The sequence below is a fragment of the Fervidibacillus halotolerans genome, from assembly GCF_026547205.1.
GTDB classification, from domain to species: Bacteria; Bacillota; Bacilli; order Bacillales; family Caldibacillaceae; genus Fervidibacillus; species Fervidibacillus halotolerans.
The window spans coordinates 1,882,398-1,902,567 of record NZ_CP106877.1; the positions used below are offsets into that span (position 1 = coordinate 1,882,398).

Consider the following 20,170-nt stretch of genomic DNA (forward strand, 5'->3'; position numbering starts at 1 on the left):
AGTTCGTTTTAAGGAACATGAATGGATTGTATCCATACTGATATTATCAAAGGTTCGTAATTTAATCCACTTTTTACGAACATTTTCTTGCAAATATACCCTTTGATGAATTGCTTAATGAAATGAAAGCATAAAAGTTTTTAAAATTTAGTAAAAAAAATGAAAATTGATCCGATATAAATTTTATAGTATGTAAAATTTATTAAAATTTAGTAACATTTGATTTTTTTATCATAGGAGGTTTCATCGGTGAACTCGATTAGGAAAAAGTTAGGTGGCATTATTTTTATCGCCGTATTTAGCTTCCTCATTCTTATAGTCTTCAATTTTTTTTACACACATACGATCAATAAGGCAAACTTAGAAAAGGATGCATTTTTAAACATTGCTTTGAAAAATAAACAATTGCTAGAAAAATTTGCTCTAACTCGTTCGAAAGACCAACAATATTTACGTGCACCCACTGAAGAATTGGCGGAAGAAACAAGACAATCGATCGACGAAATTATAAAAGAAGTAAATTCCCTGTTGAACGAATTGGATGATCAATCATCATTTACTGAATCCTTTCAATTGACGAAAGAACAGTTTGAAAAATATAAAGAAGAATTTTCCTTCCTTGAATCATTAAATCAAAAAATAGGATACGATTCCGATACGGGTTTCCAATTGGAACGAAAACGAACAAAAGAAGAACTGGAACAGGCGATTACCAATTTAGACAATGGGAAGTTAAAGGAATTGTTACTACAATTGCAACAAAAAGAAAGTGCGTATTTCGATCATAAGACGGAAGGAAATTTCATCTCAACGATGAATTCTCTTCATCTATTTTCAGAAGAAATAGAAAAACAAATATTGGATGATGATTTACGAAAGCAACTTTCCGAATTGGCAAATAATTATGAAGCTGCCTTTAATCAATTGTACGGAGCGTACGAACAACAAAAACGAATCGTCCTTTTGTTCGATGAAATTGCCGAAACGATTTCAAATACCGTTTCTGAAACAGAAAGCAAAGTAATGGAAGAAGTCGAACAATTGGCAAATAAAACGGAAAATAGCATAACCAAATTCCAATGGACAACAATCGGTAGTAGCCTTATACTAATTGGAATCGTTTTAGGCATTTCATACATCATTTCAAGAAATCTTGTCATCTCCATTTATAAAATTAAAAAGGGTGTACAAACAATTGAAAACGGCAATTTCACATACCGTGTACATGTTAAAGGAAAAGATGAGTTGGCAGAGCTTTCAAAGGCTTTCAACCGAATGGCTGAAAAAGTACAACAATCTTTTTTGAACATATCGGATTCGGCCAATCATATTCAATCGTCGGCGGAAAATTTAGCGACTTTTGTGAAGGAAACAACCGTTCAAAGTGAGGAATTTGGACAGGCAATTCAACAAGTGGCTATCGGTGCAAATGAACAAACGGTACAGATTGAAAAAGGGCTGGGATTGATCAAACAAATGTCCGAATCGATTTACGTAACAAATGAAAAAAGTAAGGAAATCGCCTCAGATGCCGAACAATCGGAAAAAGAAGGCCAAAACGGATTGGAAGTAATCCACGAACTGGAAAAAACGAATCACCATTTCGATGAATTATCGAAAAGTTTGATTACCCAAGTCCAAAAAGTATCAAAGAACTTCCAACAGATAACAAATATCGTCCAAACGATTGAAGAAATTGCTGAAAATACGAATTTACTCGCCCTAAATGCTGCCATCGAATCAGCAAGGGCCGGACATGCAGGTAGAGGATTTGCAGTTGTCAGTGAAGAAATTCGAAAATTGGCAACCCGAGCAAAAAACGAAACGAGAGAAATTCAACAACTTGTCGAACAATTAAATGACGATATTTCCACATTGACAGAAAATGCAGAAACATTCCATCATTATAAAGTCGTCCATGGAAAATCGGTAAATACGACGAAAGACGCGTTTACAAAAATCATTAACCATATGTCAAATATTAACGGTCAAATCATCGATATTACCCGTTTCATAGACAATATGGAAAATATGGGAAATGAAATTGTAAATAAACTCGATGACATTCACCGAATTTCCGAACAATTCGGTGGAGTGGCCCAAGAGGTAAATGCGTCGAGTGAAACCCATATGGAAGCGATCCAGCAAGTCAACCGGGCAGCGAACTCCTTAAGTCAAATTTCCACTTCTTTGCATCAAGAAATCGCCCAATATACAATCACCTTGTCAGACGAAGGAAATCAACATGACAAAAAAAGTCCGAAGAAAAAAAGAAAGACGCGTTTTTTTTGGAAAAAAGGATAATCCCAAAAAGAATCATCATTTTTTTAGAAAACGATTGAAAAGAACATGATTCAATTTTGACACAGGAAGCGCATCCTACGTCCAAATATCACTTGGATTTCACTCCTTTTTTAGAAACATAGTGAAGAGGGAATATTCAATTGACGATATGTACATTTTCAGCAAACAAAGCATATGGATTCCACAAACGGATTTTCTATAAACTTCCCGTTCTATCTAAACATACAGGGGATAAGTAGTGTCCTATTGGTCCTTCAGTTGATAAAAGAGAGGGTGGCGACGAATCCAATGGGAACAGCACGATCCGAAGCCCCCACAGGATCTTGGTTTGCGAGTCAAGGAGGCTAGGTCATGCCCGCAGAAAGCGCCACCACCAATAAGAAATTAACCGCATTTTAAAAGGGGCTGTACTTGTTGAACAGCCCCAATCCTTTCCTTTCAACGAATTCAAATTATCCGTTTTGCAATTGTACGGAAGAGACGATTTCCATCATCATGCCCGCATCATCAGCCAAATCTTTTTTATTCGTTTCCGTTGTCAATTTAATTCCACCAATTCCAACTGTCAACTCGTAAACGTCTTCTTCCACTTCCTTTAATACTATGTACCCGAATCGATCATCGGATTGGAAAGTCTCGTTTAAAAGATAGTCCTCTCCCGTTTCCGCTGTTGCTTCATAAACAACTTGACTTTTTTCATCCTCATTCGGATTGATAAAAAGTAAATACAACTTGTCCCCTCGCGTTAAAATAACATTATTCGGATCCGTCTCATCGACTTCGATTCCATGGGGTAAGTATAGGGAAAGCGTTTCTTTTTCTACATTTGCATTTTTCGCCTTTGCTTCAAAGACTTCCACCGCCTGTTCCTTCGCTTTCTCAGTCTCTTCTTCTAACGTTCCCGTACAGGCTGTTAACAAAGATAGCAACATGATAAGGAACAACCATTTTCGTTTAAAAAGCATATACGTCCTCCTTATTTTTGAATAGAGGCTGTGAATGGATGTATTTATCATACAAAGAAATGTCGAACTTTGACAAGCTTCATTTAGTTTTTAAAAGGATTTTTATTATATTTGTAAAAAACGTCATAAAGATGTAAAAGTATGATTCAATTACTTATTACTAGCCTTTCCTAAAGCAAATGATTTTATGTTATCCGTTCATTCGGTAGATGAATTGCCCCTTTAACATTCGGACGACGTGGGAAAACATTTCTCCCCGGGTAATCAATCCATTGGTAAAAATTCCGATTGCTCCCTCATGATGGCGGATATTTTCCCGCATACAATAATCGTCCATAATCGGACCTAACTCTTCGCCCGTTCTAAGCCTTTCGCTAATTTCATCCGGTAAAAGAATTCGAGCACCTCCAGCAATAATCGGCGAATGGTCCGTCTTTGAATAAAGGGCCCCCCAATTGCAAAGCATTAAACCGTATGGCGTTTCCGTGACACCACCTTCTAAACCGATTCCAAGGTCCGCATTCGTTGTTTCCAAAGCCTTTTTTGCCCGCTGAATCGCTCCTTCAATCGTTTCCTCATCCGAAAAAGGTTGGTCACTAACCCCAGAAGGTACACGTACACTGATAATTTCATCGTTTTCTGAAAATACCCGTTGAACCGCTTCTATTTTTGCTAGATTCGTCGAGCCAATTCCAATTTTCATTTTTCTGTTTCCCTTTCTCACCTATAAAAATTTGTCACAACGTTCGATCGATGATTTTTTCAACTATACATTTCGTTTAATGGTTTCGAAGGTCGTTTGATCTAACGATTTAACTAGACGGACGAGCAATTCTTTCGCAGCCAAATAATCATCCACATGAATAATGGATGCAGACGTATGAATATATCGCGAACAAATGCCGATGACCGCACTTGGCACACCACGATTTGCAATATGCACTTGCCCAGCATCCGTACCTCCGCGGGAAACAAAATATTGGTAAGGTATGTTTTCCGATTCGGCTGTATCTAAAATAAATTCCCGCATACCTCGATGAGTCACCATGGAACGATCTAAAATTCGAACCAGAACCCCTTTTCCTAAATGACCAAATTCTTTTGGATCACCGGTCATATCGTTGGCTGGACTCGCATCGAGGGCAAAGAAAATATCCGGTTGAATCATATAAGCGCTCGTTCTTGCTCCACGTAATCCGACTTCTTCTTGTACCGTTGCCCCAGAATATAAGATGTTCGGTATGGTTTCATCTTTCAATTCTTTTAACAATTCAATTGAAAGACCGCAACCGTACCGGTTATCCCATGCTTTAGCCATTATTTTTTTTCCATTGGCCATCGGCGTAAAAGGACATACTGGAACGACTTGTTGTCCCGGCTTTACACCTAACTTGATAGCATCTTCCCGATCGTCTGCTCCGATATCAATTAACATGTTTTCAATTTTCATCGGCTTTTTTCTCGTTTCTTCATCGAGTAAATGGGGAGGAATGGAACCGATTACGCCAGGAATCGTCCCTTGATCGGTGACGATTTGCACACGTTGGGCTAAAAGGACTTGATTCCACCAGCCACCGATCGGTTGAAAACGAATCATACCGTTATCCGTGATAGATGTGACCATAAAACCGACTTCATCCATATGACCGGCAACCATAACTGTTGGACCGTCACTATTACCCCGCTTGATTCCAAAGATGCTCCCTAAACGGTCTTGAACGACTTCATCTGCATATTTTTCCAGTTCCTTTTTCATAAACTGCCGAACGAGATGTTCATTCCCTGCTACACCTGGAAGTTCCGTTAATGTTTTAAATAGTTGCATTGTTTCCTGATTCACTGTCATACCCCTTTTCCTTAGATTTACGAAATAATTAGCTATGATTATTGTACACAACATTTTCTTCAATGACTATATGTCCTTTTCAAAAAACAGAAAATATTGAACGATGAAATCGAAATGGAATTCTTCTGTCACTATTGTCAATGGTTTTTTCTCAATATACCAGTTAAGCTTTCCCTCCTCTCTAATTTTCGAAAAATAATTTTTTACTTAAAAAAACCTTTACATCTACACCTCACCTTCGATTCCCCCCATATGGAATTTCATTACAAAAAACCGTATACTAATACCATAAATGGGGAATCTGCTTTTGGTTTAAAAAGAAAGGAATGAATCGTATGAAATGGAAAGATTTTTTTACCGGTTTTACAATCGGGGCAGCAATCGGGGTGTTCACAAAAACATATCGAAAAAAAATACATCGCTCTGAAGAGATTTTGAATCTTATAAAAAATGAAATGAATCCATACGGTAAAATCGTTGGATCTTGGATATTGGCTCAACCGGAACGTATGCAAAGTGGAGAAGGGACAACCCTCGTATATAAAGGAGGAATTACACAAATTCGAGAAGGGGAGCGGAAATATATGGATTTTATCGTCGATGCATACACAGGGGAAATTCTTCATTTCGAATAAGCGGATTGCGGGTTGAAAAAGGTCGTTTTATTTGAAAAAGGGTTTACAAAATCTATCATTTACAAGGTATATAAAAATATTTGTGCAATTCCAAAAAATAAATTATAATTATTTTCAGATTATTTCATTTTTTGAAAGGAGTGAGCCCTTTTTAAATTTAAATAGGAATCGAGCAAAAAAGGGGAAGGGGGAAAAATATGTTACAATCGATGACATTCTTTTTCGATCGAATGGTTCGGAAATATTTGCCAGATGCCTTTTTATTTGCCATTCTTTTAACATTGGTTGTCTTTTTACTCGGAGTCTTTCTTACAGACAGCTCGCCTATACAAATGGTCGAATATTGGGGAAACGGATTTTGGAATCTACTGTCTTTTGCCATGCAAATGTCTTTAATCGTGGTTACAGGGTATGTATTGGCGAACAGTCCACCGGTGAAAAAAATTTTAGTGAAAATTAGTCAACTGGCGAAAACACCAAGTCAAGGAATTATTCTCGTTACTGTTGTCGCTTTATTAGCCAATATCATCAATTATGGATTCGGATTAGTTGTCGGTGCTTTATTGGCAATTCATGTGGCAAAACGGATTCCGAAAATCAATTATCGTCTCTTGGTTGCAAGCGCTTACAGCGGGTTTTTAATTTGGCACGGTGGATTCAGTGGTTCAATTCCTTTAACGATTGCAACGGAGGATCATTTTCTTTCGGATTCGATGGGAGTCGTTCCGATTACGGAAACCCTTTTTAGTCCTTTTAATTTATTTATTGTCATTACTTTATTTGTGTCTTTACCATTTCTAAACCGGATGATGATGAATACGCCTTTTGAGCCTGTATCGATTGGGAAGGATGATGGGGTCGATTTTCCAGATTCGACTGCAGCCACCGTCGAGACGGATGATAACGATACATTTGCCGAAAAAATTGAAAATAGTAAACTTCTATCGTTATTTATCGGATTGTTCGGTCTAGTGTATATCGTTTCTTATTTTCTTCAAAAGGGCTTCGATTTAAATATTAATATCGTGAATTTTATTTTCCTATTCCTAGGGATTATTTTTCATCAAACACCGAAATTATTTTTAAACAGTGTGGCCGAAGCGGTGAAAAACGCTGCAGGCATTATCGTTCAATTCCCTTTTTATGCGGGGATTATGGGAATGATGACGGCCTCCGGATTATCCGTCCTTTTTTCCGAATGGTTCGTTTCCATTTCCAATGAAACTACGTATCCCCTTTTCACATTTATTAGTGCTGGGATTGTTAATTTCTTCGTTCCTTCCGGTGGAGGTCAGTGGGCAGTACAAGGACCGATTATGATCCCCGCCGCCATGGAATTAGGGGTAGATACGGCAAAAACAGCAATGGCTGTCGCTTGGGGAGATGCTTGGACGAATATGATTCAACCCTTTTGGGCACTTCCCCTTTTGGCGATTGCTGGTTTAAAGGTTAAAGATATAATGGGCTTTTGCGTCACCATTTTAATATGGAGTTTTATTCCGATTACAATCGGATTGTTATTATTCTAAGTTAGGAAAAGAGACTCCAAAATGGTGATTGAAAGTATGAAAAAAGAGGGGTAGTCGATTGAACAATCATTTCAATCCCCTCTTTTTAATTTATACATGTCATCTTTTTTGATGGACCTTTGCTTTTTTTCTCGATTTGTGAAATCACAATACCTAAAATAATAAGAATGGAGCCGATGAACGTTTCCAACGTTATGTTTTCCCCTAATAAAAGGGAACTAAATAGTAAACCGAATACAGGGACTAATAGGGTGGAGATCGTCGCACTTGCCATATCCACACTGCTGATAATGACAAACCATACCGTAAAACATAGGGCTGAGGCAACGATACCTGTAAACAATACGTACGAAATGCTTAAACCATTCCATTGAATAGGTTCCTTCCATTCTGTAAACATATATGCGATAAATATCCCGATCGTTCCGAAAAACATTTGAAAGGCGGAAGTTTGCAGTTTAGGGAGGGACAGGAGCGTTTTTCGGTAATAAATATTCGATATTGCCCAAGACAATGCGCCGAATAAAATAAGTAATTCTCCAAAAATCGCTTTTCCATCCCGTACAAATAAAATATCAAAGCCGACAATAATCACTAATCCGAACATTCCTAATCCTAATCCTAGTATTTTTTTTATCGACATTTCTTCCTTGAGGAATGGAACCGCTAATAAACTGCTCCATAATGGCATCGAATAGAGTAAAATGGAGGCCTTTCCCGCTCCGATAAACAAAAGCCCATACATAACCGATAAAAATACGAATGTCGTTTGTAACATACCGACAATAGCTAAATGGACCCAATATTTTCTTGCTGGAATTCCAAGCTTCAAGATCGATAATAGGAAAAATAACGTTAACGTTCCCGTACTAAATCGAAAGGTAGAAAAGGCAAAGGGCCCCATATAATCTAATCCCGCTTTCATTAAGACCCAAGCATACCCCCATAGAATCGTAATTAAAATAATCGTTCCCCATAAAAGGTAAGGATTGTTTTTTAAATGGAAATGGCGGTGAAACATATTCCACTCTCCTGACGATGAACTTTAACCTTTTCCAGCCTTTTGAATCGGTAGCGAGCGATGAATTTCATTTGCTTCCCCCCATTGGATCGCCCGATAAACGGCATCATGATAAAAGGTAAACCATACCCCATATTCCTCGCCGAAAGTAATCCATTTTTCCTTTTCTCGAATCGAATCCATCGGGTAATCATCGTAAGCCATCACCCATAATGGGTTTTTGTGGGCGTGGGTTGGCATCAAATCCGCCATATGGATTGCCATTTCCCCTTTCGATTCAATCAACACAATCGCATGGCCAAAACTATGTCCTCCCGTATGCACGATACGAATTCCTGGAAAAACTTCCAACTCATGTTCGAAAGCGACGACCTGATCTTCAATTCCCTTCCAGTTTTTTTCCCAATAGGTCGCTTTCGATCGAATCGTCGGGTTACGCATTTCTTTCCATTCCTTTTCCGAACAGTAAATGGTTGCATTTGGAAACACTGATCCTCGATCATTCGTTAATCCGGAAGCATGGTCAAAATGCATATGGGTCATAAGTACGATGTCGATATCTGATAAATGCAATTGTTTTTCCCGTAATGATTCTTCCAATTTGGATTCTTCCGTTACCCCAAAATTTCGTTTTTGTTTCTCCGTTAATTTTCCATTCCCTATTCCTGATTCAATTAAAATGTTTTTCTTCCCAGTTTCGATTAAGATTGGATCCGTCCGTAACGGGATTTGATTTTTCTCATTGACCGCATATTTTTTTGACCATAACGGTTTCGGAACGACTCCAAACATCGCTCCCCCATCCAAATGGGTCATTCCACCCTTTAGCCAAGTTAACGTTATGTCTCCGATTTTTAATTGATCCATTGCTTCCCATCCCCTAACTATATTTTTTCATTTATTAGATGATTCAGCCTTATTATAACATCCTTATTGAAAGGGGTTCCAAATTTAGGCTGACACTTATTCCTAACCGGCAATCCTTTGGCAAATCCCATCCATTGAAACAAGTACAAACTTTATCACAGATGAAAACGATTGAAATGTTCAAAGACTATTGCACAGCGGGACTGTCCGAATGAGTCCCTAAGTTGTTGAAAGGGAAGGTGGCGGAAACTCCAGCGGGTACAGCACGAACCGAAGACCCTTTAGATGAGTCTGCGAGTCGAGAAGTGTAAGCCGTGCCCGAGGAAAGCGCCGCCACCAAAAATGAAATGAATCGAATTTCATTTACGAAGAAAGGGGCTGCACTTTTTACCCAGCCTCCTGTTAAACTTATTTATTTTTTTCAGGAAATTTCGCTTCACATCGATAAATTCGATTCCCTTTTGCCGAAAATTTCTCTTCATATTCGGTCATAATATTTCCTTTAAAATCACTATGATGTAAATCGAGATTTACATCCGTTAAAATCATGCCGAATTCCGAGAAACTTACGAGGGAGTATTCAAATAATTTCTGGTTATCCGTTTTAAAATGGATTTGTCCGCCATGTTGCATAATCTTTTGATATTTTTCTAAAAATGAACGATGGGTTAAACGCCTTTTTTCATGTCTATTTTTTGGCCACGGATCGGAAAAATTTAAATAAATAACTGAAATCTCTCCAGGTGCAAAAATCGATTCCAATTGAATGGCGTTAATATTTAATAATTTCAAATTCGTTAACTCTGCTTCAATCAGCTTATCTAAAGCGGAAACAATTACACTCGTATAAGTCTCGATGCCGATAAAATTGATATCCGGGTGTTGTTTGGCCATTTCGGTAATAAATTTCCCTTTTCCTGTACCGATTTCAATATGAATCGGATGTTCGTTTTGGAACAGCTCATTCCATTTCCCCTTCCATTGTTCCGGATTTTGGATCACATATTGGGGATAGTTTTGTATTCGTTCCTTCGCCCATGGCTTATTTCGCAATCGCATAGTCAAACACCTCCATTCATCAAGTACGATTCATTTTATAAATACGGTTTTCCAAACAATCCAGTACGGAAAGGATTTTTTCCAAAAATTGCATTTTCCCTTTCGTATAAATTTGTTCCATTCATCCATGATACATAGTAAACAAAAAAGAAAGGCGGATAACGATGCCTCTACATTACACAGATCAGTTACAATTACTAAAGGACCTTTTAGAAGACCATCAATTCGATGGATATGGAACAGTCAATGAATACGAACAAATAAAACGACTCATCGATTCGTTAATGGCAAATGAACAATTGGATGAACAAACGAAGAATGTACTACAAGAAATTTACGATTACGGTCAATTAGGCAAAAATACAGAACCGAATGTACTTATTGAAAATTATAAAGAACAACTTTCCGAATGGATTGATCAAATCGGTTCCTATTCATAAACTTTTAATCGAAAAAATTCTCCCTTCCGAAACGGTAACGGGAGACACTTAAAAAAGAGTATCTAAGTAATCAATCCAAAACAAATACTCTTCCTTTTTTTCCTTTTCGTAAAATAATTGAATCGAATTTAACGTTTGATAAAAAACATACCATTTCATTCGAGTCCGTAAAGAATCATCCAACGTTAATCCATACGTCGAAAGCCAATTTTTCCAATCGTTTTCCGGAATATACCAATATAATAATGGTCCGATATCAATGGCAGGATCACCGATAAAGGCATGATCCCAATCGATTAAATACAAACTACCCGTTTCAGTCATAATCCAATTATTATGATGTACATCGCCATGGCAAACAGCCCATTGGTTATGTTTCGTTTCAGATAGATTTGCTTTTAAATACCGAAATGCTTTCTGAATATTGGAAAGGTGGATTAATCTTGTTTCAAATCGTGCCTCCAATTGTTGGACTAACGTTTCTGACTCAATAGGAAATTTCCCTAAACGGTGAAGCATCGATAATAACGGTTTGGAATGATGGATTTTTTTTAATAAATGGGCTACCCGCTCATCATTCATTTCATAAGGTTCTAAAATTTTTCCCTTAATCCATTGTTGAGCGGTAATTACATCCCCGTTTTCCAATCGTTTCGTCCAAACGAGCTTTGGAACGATTCCTTCTGCAGACAAAACAGCTAAAAAAGGAGAGGAGTTCCTTTTTAAAAATAATTTTTCATCATTATGACATGCATAAAATGCTTCGCCTGTTAAACCGCCTGCAGGGTATATTTCCCAATCATTGCCTAAAAAATGCTTCACCGGGTTCACCTTCATCCGAATTCTAATTGCCGAGTGTATTTTTCGTATATAGAAAAGTTCTTAGGAATTATATTTTAACAAAAACGCTCGAAAAAATATATGACTTTCTGATTGTAGCGTTTCTCAAATGATAACGTCAAGTGGAAATCGAATCTACCAAAAAAATCCCTTCTCCAATCATAAAACGTCATGGAAAAACAGGAAATGGACTTTATTATCTTTCTGATTCATTCATAGCAGGAAGATTTTGATCTGTAAGTGGACACCTCGTCAAGAGAGAAAGAGCACGGGGAACAATCTCAATATCCACATTTCCCACACCCGCATATTCCCCATCTGCATGGAGGAGGGAGGGTAGATCCGTCCGAATACGAATCCGTTTTCCTTGTAATATTTTTACTTCTTTCATATAAATATGCTTACCCCAAAAAACCGTCATAAAAAGCATTAAAATTTTCAGCTTAGATATACCGTGAACGACGATCACTTCTAGTTGACCATCTATCGGATGGGAACCGGGGGATATTTTCATCCCTCCTCCATAGTATGGCTGGTTGGAAACCGTCAAAAACCAAGCCCTTTCAAACACTTCCCTTCTCTCATCAATATCTAAATTAATCGTCATCGGTCGATGGCGAAACAATTCTTTAATTAAAAAATAAACATAAACGAATTTCCCCAATCCGAACCGATTAAGGAACGGTTTTAATTTTGATTCATTCGCACTAACTGCGATTTTCGCATCAAATCCACAGCCGAAGTTATTTATAAAATAGCCATTATTTTCACCGACACCTTGGAATTTACCGACATCTACTAAAATTGGCTCATCCCCAATTAGCGCCAATACATATTCCAATGCCTGATCCGGATCATTTGGAATATAATAGCCCCGTGAAAAATCATTTCCAGAACCTGCAGGAATATAACCGACGATTCCCCGATCAAAGGGGGAGATTCCATTTAACACTTCATGAATGGTTCCGTCCCCCCCAACGGCAATAATATAAGAAAAGGATTCCCGACCTTTCACAATTTTCCTCGCCAATTTTTTCCCATCCCCCCGCTTTTGTGTGAAATAGGATCGGTAGCGGATCTTTCGTTCAATTAATTTTTGTTCAATCCTTTTCCAAATTTTTAAACTTTTTCCGTTTTTTGCAGCGGGGTTAATAATAAAATGAAGATTCATAATCGTCACTCTTTTTCCTTGTTTATTAATATCGACACAAATTCACATTTTTTTATCTTTCATCCACCCTCGATATGGAATTCGTTTTGCAATATTGTAAAATCGACTGGGCTGCTTTCAGTTGCATATGTTTCAATGGGGATGAAAAGGTTTGGATTTTCTTTAACCAAACTTGAAAATTCCGTTGATCGACCAATGTCACACCAAAGGGAGCAGAGGGAAAATCGATATATCCATTCCTCGAAAGGATGATCTTTTTTATCGGTATATCGATGGAATTATGTTGAAAAATACTACGGATAATTGCCTCCATCCGATTTAACTGAATCATCGGATTGACGAATGGCGAATTCTTCCCTTGTGTACGCTTCATCCAAAAGCGCCCTTCTCCTTCAGCGAAAACAGCATCCCGTTCTTCCTCTAAAAATATGAAAAGGAAAACTTCCGTTGGTGTAAGGATGATCGAATCTCCCTCCATCGGGGCTTTTTTTAATAAAAAAATCGGTTTATATAACAATAAAAACGTATCCGGTAGTCGTTGGAGTAAAAATTTTAATTGTTCTTCTCTATAAAAGGATGAATCAACGTAAGAACGTTCCGTTAATGTGGAACTAGCCCATAAAATTTGCACCTGAAAAAGATCATCTAAAAACTGTTTCTTCAATTGATCGATCGATTGTGGAACCGGCTGGTAAGACTTATTTTCTTCAAACCATTCGTCCAGATCCAGATCATTTTTCCGATGGAACCAACCGGTAAGTTTATTTAAAAAAGAACCCCTTTTTTCCTGTGAATCGTCCCATAAGAAATCATCTAGTTTCCCATTCTTATAGGCTTCCTTTTGTTCTTCCCACGATTGCTTCCATTGTTCCCATTGCTTCCTCTTCATTCGAATGAAACGGGGAGGATATTTATATATTCCCGTTTCATATCGGGAAATATAATCTTGTAATTTAATTAATTGTGCCATGAACGTAACCGCCTTTTTCCATGAAGAAAAAATTTCAAATCAATTTCATCGAATCCATCGGTTTCAAGGAAAAACCCCTTATCCTTCCGAACTGTTAATGTATCAATCGTTCATTTAAACAAACGGATTAATACCCGTTCAATGGAAAAATTTCATATGCTTTATATTTCGGTGTTCGTTGAAAATGGGTTTCATACAAAACGATTTCATTCACAGGGAAAGTAAAGGGCATTCCTTCCTCCGTACGGATTTCCCTTTCTATATTCCATGAGAAATCTTTCCTTGAATTCCATTTTCTCGCCAATGTAATATGTGGCCGGAAAGGTTTTGAATCCAATTCATACCCGATTCTTTTGCAAAGGTGATACATACGCTTTTGTAACGTAAATAACGGATCGGAAGGAAATACGTTTGCCCAAAAAATTCTCGGTGTCCTATTTGGACCGAAAATCCCTAGCCCTTTGAATGTTAGCTCGAATGATGAAATGTCATCCGTTTGCATGCGAATCATTTCCGCCGTTTTCAATAATTGATTTTTTTCAACAAAGCCGAAAAAAGCTAACGTAATATGATAATCTTCCTTATGAACCCAACGTTGGAAAGGTAGCGTTCGGGCATATTTTTCTACCCAATCATGTAAAAATTGTTTTGCCTCATCAGGTAATTTCGTAGCGAGAAAATAATGATGTTTACTTTCCATCGTTTAAACCTACTTTCAATCGTAATCCTATTTTAAGGAAAATGGACTAGCATCGTCAAAACATTGGGATTGAATTTCTCGTTCCAACAACCATTGTAATTTTTTTGTCAACAGACCAGGTTTCCCTTCGTTAATTTTTACCTCGTCTACTTCCACAACAGGCGTCACTTCCATTGTTGTACTCGTTATAAAAACTTCATCAGCGCCCAACAACTCATCGACGGTAAAACTTTGTTCAACATAAGGAATTCGTTGCTGTTTACTAATTGCAAGAATTTGTTTTCTCGTAATCCCATTTAAAATGAATTGATCGGCTGGATGGGTCCGCAACAGACCGTCTTTAACAATCCAAACATTGGAAGAACTCCCTTCTGTTACCCTTTGTTCCCGATGTAAAATCGCCTCCGATGCCTGTTTTTCCACCGCCTTTTGTTTTACCAACACATTTCCTAATAAACTCGTCGTTTTAATATCACAACGTAGCCAACGAATATCTTCTGTAATCGCTGCCTTGATTCCCCTTCGTTTCCAATTTTCCTTCTCCCGAATTGGATCCAATAAATAAATAATAACCGTGCCGGATATCCTTTGTGGTATGATATGATTTCTCGGAGAAATGCCTCGAGAAACTTGAATATAAATGTAACAATGCTCTCGTTTGTCGACGTGTAACAAGCGATGGATTCCATCTTCCAGTTCTTTTTTCGAATACGGGATTTCCATATAAATTTTTTTCGCGCTTTCAAACAGCCGATCTAAATGGTCTGATAAAGCGAAAGGACGACCTCCATAGACGGCGATGACTTCATAAATCCCATCTCCAAATTGAAATCCCCGATCTTCAACATCAATTTTCCCCTTTGTTCGCTCAATCAGCTTTCCATTTAAAAACATGTAAGCCATTCACTTCTCCCCTTTGTTCGAATTCAATCCTTTATTCCTTTGCTAATTCATAAATCGCTTGGGCGTAAATAGCCGTTGCCCTTAATAAATCATCGATATCAATATATTCATCCTTTTGATGGGCGATATCCGGTCTACCAGGAAATAACGGACCAAAGGCCACTCCCGATTTTAGTGAACGAGCATACGTGCCCCCACCGATAGACAGTAATTCCGCTTTTTCGCCCGTTTGTTCTTCATATACCCGTTGAAGTGTTTTAATCAGTGGGTCCTTTGGATCAACGTGATGGGGTTTTGAATCGGAAAAATGACCGACTTGGAAACATGTCCTTTGGGCAATTTCTGTAATTCTTTCTTTCACCTGATCGATTTGGCAATGGACCGGGTAACGGAAATTGAAACCGATTTTCCCACCTTGATCCCGATGATAAGTAAAAATACCGATATTCATCGTTAATTCCCCAGTCAAATCGTCTTTACAATCGATCTGTAGTTTTTTTCCCCTCGTATCTTGAAATAAATAGTCATAAATAAAAGTAAAATACGGTTTTGCCTTTTTATCAATTTGTTCATTCGCTAAAAAGGAAGCCAAGTAGAGTCCTGCGTTTACACCGTTTTTCGGTTCCATCGCATGGGCGGATTTTCCCTTGATTGTAAATGTAATCCGATGTTCATCCATATGTACTTTTCCTTCTAAGGAATGGGTTTTTAAAAAGTCTGCGAAATTTTCTGTGATCTCTTCCGGTTTTTCCCGATAAAACAAAACCGCTTTTGCATCGTCTGGTACCATGTTATATCGTCTACCAGAGACAAATTCAATAACTTCAAAGGTTTCATTTTCCGATGTTTTTTCTCCATGATAAATCAGATCGAAATCCGCAATTCCCTTTTCCGCGAAAATAATTGGAAAGTCCGCATCAGGGGCAAAACCTACGTTCGGCATCTCTTCCTTCTGAAAATAATGGGTGACACAACGCCACTCGCTTTCTTCATCCGTTCCAATAATCATCTGTACTCGTTTCGTTAAAGGAAGATTTAATTCCTTCACAATTTTCATCGCATAAAAGGCTGCCATCGTCGGTCCTTTATCATCCAATGCTCCTCTTCCGTACAATTTCCCATCTTTAATTACCCCTTCATAAGGTGGATATGTCCAACCCTCTCCTTCTGGAACGACATCCACATGGCATAAAATACCTACAAGTTCCTTTCCCTCGCCGAATTCGATGTGACCGGCCAATTGATCGACATTTTTTGTAATGAACCCTTCCTGTTCCCCTTTTTTTAACATATATAAAAGGGCATCTCGAACACCTTTTCCGAGGGGAGCATCGTCCGTTGCATGTTGTTCATCTAATACGCTTTTAATTTGGATCAGTTGAACCGCATCTTTTAGCAATGCGTCTTTTCTTTTTTCTACTTCTTCTAACCAATTGATCTTTTTCAATATCGTCAACTCCATTTTCGTTTTTAACAATCTTATTACTATATTTTACGCACATTTTAAAAAAATGCCTACCCCCGTTAAAAAAGAATGTACGGGAATTCAATTATTTCTTTCGTATTCCTTATTATTTTGTAAAAAATAAAAAGGATACATTAAATTGTGAAAATTTTTCATATGTACTGGCATTTTTTCTTACTTCCTGTTATAATCTTTATATTACATTAGCAAGTATTTTTAAGGAGTTGGAAAAAATTCAAAAAATTGGGATGGTTTATTCCCTGTTGTCAAAGTCACCATTTTCATTTCGATAGGGGTGTGGTTTTTTGAAGTATTCAACTGACCGGATGCTAACTCGAATTAAGTCCGTGTACATGTTCATTTGTGAAAAAGGAACCGTGTCTACACAGGAATTAGTTGATGAGTTTGGCACAACCTCTCGAACGATCCAAAGAGATTTAAATGTTTTGGCTTATAACGGGTTAGTCGAAAGCCCGAGCCGAGGCAAATGGACAACGACAAACAAAAAAGTGAAAATTACATCTTAAGTTTGATATAGAAAAATCGCCTTTGTTTTGGCGATTTCTTTTTGTGAATGAAAAATCATCTATGAGAAAAAATTTTGATTACCTCCTCTATTCAAGTCCAACCGATGATCTCAGCCGTTGAATTTCTTCTGCAGTTAATTCCCGATAGGATCCTTCAGGCAAATCTTCATCCAAATACAAAGAACCCATCGATAACCGTTTTAGAAAAATGACTTTTTTATGAACTGCTTCAAACATCCGCTTTACTTGGTGAAATTTCCCTTCTGTAATCGTTAATTCAATTTCCGATCGATCGAGTTCGCTTTTATTAATCGTCAATTTTGCAGGTTTAGTTACATAACCATCATCTAAGCATACACCCTTTGCAAATTGGATTCGATCTTTCTCCGTCACAGGACCGTCTATAATGGCAAAATACGTTTTTTCAACGTGCTTTTTAGGAGATAATAAACGATGGGCCAATTGTCCATCATTTGTTAGTAATAAAAGTCCAACCGTATTTTTATCCAACCTGCCAACGGGAAAGGGATTATATTTTGTATATTCAAAGGATAATAAATCGACGACAGTCCTCTCCCAATCATCCTCCGTAGCGGAAATAACCCCAGGTGGTTTGTTCATCATTATGTAGACAAACTTTTTATATTCGACTTTTTCACTTCCAACTCGAATATCATCAATCGTTGGATCGACATGTACTTTCCCATCGGAGATGATCTGACCATTTACCGACACGATTCCTGATTTTAAGATACTCTTTACTTCTTTACGACTTCCGAACCCACAATTCGATAACAATTTATCAATTCGCATACGTAATCATTCCCTCCCTTTATCCAATTTATGCTAATCTAGGCGTTTACCTCAAGCGAAAGTATTATTGAAACATAAACTAGGTATTAAACGAATGAGGAGGATAGCTTATGATGGATATGATGGATTACTATCGGCAACAACCCTTTTCCCAATCCCCATACCTCCAACAAATCCCAGGTGGGTATGATGGAGCCATACTTCCCGGTGTACAAGGCGCATTTCCAGGAGGACCGGGGTTTTCCAATCAATTGGAACGACTGGAAAGACGAGTCAATCGTTTAGACAGGAGAGTAGACCGATTAGAAAAACAGATGAATCAGCTGGACCGTCGATTACGAAGAGTCGAACGGCAACTCGGTTATTAATATTTTCCTGAAAACCATGATTTTCTTTAATAACGAGGTGACCCACTGGGGATCACCTTTTTATTTATAATTATGAATTTAGTCGCTTTCGAATCATTTTCACTTGATCGGGAAACAATACATGGAGCAATTTCGATTTTGCACTTAAATAAAAATAAACGATGACCCCGACCAATGCACTAAGGGAAATAATAAAAATCGATTGAATTCGGCTTTCTATCGATAAAAATTGTGTAAATAAATGATAGACCAAATATACAACGGCAAACATAGCGATATTAAATAAAATAATTAAAATCGACCGTCTAAATACGAGTCGGTATCGGAAGTGTGCATAATATCGGATCACGAGTAAATGAATGATAATCGCCACCGTATATCCGATGGACGTTGCGATAATTGCTCCTTCCGTTTCAAACCATTTAATTAAAGGAATATTCAAAACGAGTTTTATAAATAAAGCGAAAAGAAGGGTCAGAACCGTAAATTTTTGTTCATTTAACCCTTGTAAAATCGCAGCCGTTACAGAAAACAAAGCGAACAATACGGCCACAGGGGCATATTTTGCTAAAATTTCCGGTCCGAAACCGGTCGGATCGTACCCATAGAAAAATGTATACATCGGTTCGGAAAGAAGGGAAATACCTAAAGATGCCGGTAAGGTTAAATATAACAAAACTTGAAATGTTTGGTTTAACTGCCTTTGCAAATCGTTTATGTTTCTATTCACATAAGAAGCCGTAATTAGCGGAACGAGCGTTAATGAAAAGGCAGTCGCTAAAGAAACAGGAATAATGACGATTTTATGAGCTTTAAAATTTAATGTGGAAAAGTATTGTTCGGACACATTCGCCATTCCAATTTCTGCCATTGCCCGATTGAACGTCAAAATATCCACGAATTGGAACATCATTGTGGCAGAACCAACAATGACAAAGGGTACGGCTGAAACGAAAATTTCCTTATAAATCTCTTTCAGTGAAATATCGATTGTACCTTTATCTCTTTTTAATAAATTGTCTAAATGTGGTTTCCTTTTATACCAATACCAAATTAAAATGGCTAAACTACCGATTGCTCCGACAAATGCAGCAAAGGTCGCCAATTGGACCGCTTCCACTACAGTCCCGTCCATCACTCGTAATATGATAAAAACCCCGATTAGTAAAAAAGTAATCCGCACGATTTGTTCAATGACTTGGGATACAGCGGAGGGCCCCATCGATTGATGCCCTTGAAAAAATCCACGAATCAAACTCATAAACGGAACGATGATTAAAGCGAAACTAACGGCACGAATGACCATCACAACATCCGATACGGTGGAAATTTGATCATCATCGGCAATAATTAGATTTGCAAAAACGGGAGCGAGCATATAAAGGGTGAGGAAAGAAATAAATCCAGACACAAACATAATTGCGAGCCCAGATTGAAACAATTTCCGTCCGACGGCATATTCTTCCAACGCATTATATTTTGATATAAATTTCGAAACAGCTAAAGGAATTCCTGCAGTGCCGATACTTAAAAAAATCGTATAAGGTACATATCCATATTGATACAATGCCGCTCCATGTTCACCAACTAAGGCGTAAAAGGGAATGACATAAAACAATCCGAGAATTTTTGAAATATATGTCCCAAGGGTTAATATAAATGTTCCCCTTAATAATTTTGAAGCCATACAATCCCTTCCCTACATCAACTTTTACATTTCCTTTAGCAAAAACTGACTTCATTTCAA

At 37.7% G+C, this 20,170-nt stretch carries 20 protein-coding genes; 6 read left to right on the forward strand and 14 right to left on the reverse strand.

Annotated elements, in window-relative coordinates:
• Positions 1–249: 249 nt before the first annotated feature.
• Entirely contained in the window at positions 250–2,304 is a 2,055-nt protein-coding gene (locus OE105_RS08960) for a methyl-accepting chemotaxis protein (protein ID WP_275419867.1), read from the forward strand.
• Positions 2,305–2,756: 452 nt separating this feature from the next.
• Here OE105_RS08960 and OE105_RS08965 read toward each other — a convergent pair whose 3' ends face one another.
• The 3 genes from OE105_RS08965 to OE105_RS08975 form a co-directional block, all read right to left on the reverse strand.
• Complete coding sequence (locus tag OE105_RS08965; protein WP_275419868.1) at positions 2,757–3,269, reverse strand: hypothetical protein; 513 nt, start codon at positions 3,267–3,269, stop codon at positions 2,757–2,759.
• A 190-nt stretch (positions 3,270–3,459) separates the two neighbouring features.
• Positions 3,460–3,972 carry a DUF84 family protein gene (locus OE105_RS08970; RefSeq protein ID WP_275419869.1) on the reverse strand — a complete coding sequence of 171 codons (513 nt, stop codon included), beginning with the start codon at positions 3,970–3,972 and terminating at the stop codon, positions 3,460–3,462.
• A 63-nt stretch (positions 3,973–4,035) separates the two neighbouring features.
• Positions 4,036–5,109, reverse strand: a complete 1,074-nt coding sequence (locus OE105_RS08975; protein WP_275419870.1) for a M42 family metallopeptidase — start codon at positions 5,107–5,109, stop codon at positions 4,036–4,038.
• 341 nt (positions 5,110–5,450) lie between these two features.
• On the opposite strand from OE105_RS08975, the gene OE105_RS08980 reads away from it, so the two are divergent.
• Complete coding sequence (locus tag OE105_RS08980) at positions 5,451–5,750, forward strand: PepSY domain-containing protein (RefSeq protein ID WP_275419871.1); 300 nt, start codon at positions 5,451–5,453, stop codon at positions 5,748–5,750.
• Between the two features lie 197 nt (positions 5,751–5,947).
• The gene (locus tag OE105_RS08985) at positions 5,948–7,279 is read left to right on the forward strand and encodes a short-chain fatty acid transporter (protein WP_275419872.1); all 1,332 of its coding nucleotides are present in this window, start codon (positions 5,948–5,950) and stop codon (positions 7,277–7,279) included.
• Positions 7,280–7,364: 85 nt separating this feature from the next.
• Here the strand turns inward: OE105_RS08985 and OE105_RS08990 are convergent, their stop codons facing one another.
• The 3 genes from OE105_RS08990 to trmB form a co-directional block, all read right to left on the reverse strand.
• Complete coding sequence (locus tag OE105_RS08990; protein ID WP_275419873.1) at positions 7,365–8,300, reverse strand: DMT family transporter; 936 nt, start codon at positions 8,298–8,300, stop codon at positions 7,365–7,367.
• 24 nt (positions 8,301–8,324) lie between these two features.
• The gene (locus tag OE105_RS08995) at positions 8,325–9,167 is read right to left on the reverse strand and encodes a YtnP family quorum-quenching lactonase (RefSeq protein ID WP_275419874.1); all 843 of its coding nucleotides are present in this window, start codon (positions 9,165–9,167) and stop codon (positions 8,325–8,327) included.
• Between the two features lie 408 nt (positions 9,168–9,575).
• Positions 9,576–10,226: a tRNA (guanosine(46)-N7)-methyltransferase TrmB gene (gene trmB, locus OE105_RS09000; protein ID WP_275419875.1), complete on the reverse strand. Its 651-nt coding sequence runs from the start codon at positions 10,224–10,226 to the stop codon at positions 9,576–9,578.
• 164 nt (positions 10,227–10,390) lie between these two features.
• Here trmB and OE105_RS09005 point away from each other — a divergent pair, with 164 nt between their 5' ends.
• A complete protein-coding gene (locus tag OE105_RS09005; RefSeq protein WP_275419876.1) occupies positions 10,391–10,666 on the forward strand; it encodes a YtzH-like family protein in 276 nt (91 codons plus the stop codon).
• Between the two features lie 48 nt (positions 10,667–10,714).
• On the opposite strand, the gene OE105_RS09010 is transcribed toward OE105_RS09005, so the two are convergent.
• The 6 genes from OE105_RS09010 to pepV all read right to left on the reverse strand — a co-directional run bounded on the left by OE105_RS09010 (position 10,715) and on the right by pepV (position 16,697).
• On the reverse strand, positions 10,715–11,488 hold the full coding sequence (locus OE105_RS09010; protein WP_275419877.1) for a phosphotransferase family protein: 774 nt from the start codon (positions 11,486–11,488) through the stop codon (positions 10,715–10,717).
• Positions 11,489–11,702: 214 nt separating this feature from the next.
• Positions 11,703–12,677, reverse strand: coding sequence for a diacylglycerol/lipid kinase family protein (locus OE105_RS09015; RefSeq protein ID WP_275419878.1), 975 nt, complete (start codon positions 12,675–12,677; stop codon positions 11,703–11,705).
• A 52-nt stretch (positions 12,678–12,729) separates the two neighbouring features.
• Complete coding sequence (locus OE105_RS09020) at positions 12,730–13,647, reverse strand: nuclease-related domain-containing protein (protein ID WP_275419879.1); 918 nt, start codon at positions 13,645–13,647, stop codon at positions 12,730–12,732.
• Positions 13,648–13,774: 127 nt separating this feature from the next.
• Positions 13,775–14,347, reverse strand: a complete 573-nt coding sequence (gene thpR, locus OE105_RS09025; protein ID WP_275419880.1) for an RNA 2',3'-cyclic phosphodiesterase — start codon at positions 14,345–14,347, stop codon at positions 13,775–13,777.
• Positions 14,348–14,374: 27 nt separating this feature from the next.
• A complete protein-coding gene (dat, locus tag OE105_RS09030; protein ID WP_275419881.1) occupies positions 14,375–15,250 on the reverse strand; it encodes a D-amino-acid transaminase in 876 nt (291 codons plus the stop codon).
• Between the two features lie 31 nt (positions 15,251–15,281).
• Entirely contained in the window at positions 15,282–16,697 is a 1,416-nt protein-coding gene (gene pepV / locus OE105_RS09035) for a dipeptidase PepV (protein WP_275419882.1), read from the reverse strand.
• 323 nt (positions 16,698–17,020) lie between these two features.
• Between pepV and OE105_RS09040 the strand changes: the two genes are divergently transcribed.
• Positions 17,021–17,242, forward strand: a complete 222-nt coding sequence (locus tag OE105_RS09040) for a DeoR family transcriptional regulator (protein WP_275419883.1) — start codon at positions 17,021–17,023, stop codon at positions 17,240–17,242.
• Between the two features lie 87 nt (positions 17,243–17,329).
• On the opposite strand, the gene OE105_RS09045 is transcribed toward OE105_RS09040, so the two are convergent.
• Positions 17,330–18,055 carry a pseudouridine synthase gene (locus OE105_RS09045; RefSeq protein ID WP_275419884.1) on the reverse strand — a complete coding sequence of 242 codons (726 nt, stop codon included), beginning with the start codon at positions 18,053–18,055 and terminating at the stop codon, positions 17,330–17,332.
• Between the two features lie 110 nt (positions 18,056–18,165).
• On the opposite strand from OE105_RS09045, the gene OE105_RS09050 reads away from it, so the two are divergent.
• A complete protein-coding gene (locus OE105_RS09050) occupies positions 18,166–18,423 on the forward strand; it encodes a hypothetical protein (protein WP_275419885.1) in 258 nt (85 codons plus the stop codon).
• Between the two features lie 70 nt (positions 18,424–18,493).
• On the opposite strand, the gene OE105_RS09055 is transcribed toward OE105_RS09050, so the two are convergent.
• A complete protein-coding gene (locus tag OE105_RS09055) occupies positions 18,494–20,110 on the reverse strand; it encodes a putative polysaccharide biosynthesis protein (RefSeq protein ID WP_275419886.1) in 1,617 nt (538 codons plus the stop codon).
• Positions 20,111–20,170 lie beyond the last annotated feature (60 nt).